This window comes from Kocuria cellulosilytica, assembly GCF_040981245.1.
Lineage (GTDB): Bacteria > Actinomycetota > Actinomycetes > Actinomycetales > Micrococcaceae > Kocuria > Kocuria cellulosilytica.
The window spans coordinates 1-506 of record NZ_JAVFWZ010000167.1; the positions used below are offsets into that span (position 1 = coordinate 1).

Below are 506 nucleotides of genomic sequence, written 5' to 3' on the forward strand. Positions count from 1 at the left end.
CCACCCTGGGCTCGGCCCACGCATGGCTCACCGCGGGCAACACCGCGCGTGCCAAGGACGTCATCGTCCAGGAATGCGCCGCGGGCCTCGTGCGGATCCGCCCGTCCGACGACGGCGCACTGACCTTCGAGGCCCCACCCACCGACCGCACGGGAGACCTGGGCCCGGAATTGCTCGGGGGCGTAACCGCGGCCCTGGGCCTGCGGGACGAGCAGGTCGTCGCCCATCAGTGGGTCGACAACGGCCCCGGCTGGGCCGCGCTGCTTCTGGCCGGCGCCGAGGACGTCCTGGCGATCGAGCCCGACCTTCCCGCTCTCCACGGCGCCAAGATCGGCGTGGTGGGTCCCCACCCGCAGAGCAGCCCGCACCAGTTCGAGGTCCGCGCCTTCGTGGGTGGCACCGGCGGGTACGAGGACCCCGTCACGGGAAGCCTCAACGCGAGCCTGGCCCAGTGGCTCATCCGTACGGACCGGGCGCCCGCGAACTACATCGCCCGACAGGGCACC

Annotated in this window: 1 protein-coding gene; it reads left to right on the forward strand. The window is 73.1% G+C overall.

Features of this window, described 5'->3' with window-relative positions; translation table 11 throughout:
- Window positions 1–506: PhzF family phenazine biosynthesis protein (locus RCG67_RS17525; protein WP_368828105.1), on the forward strand; the 506-nt coding region annotated here is incomplete at both ends.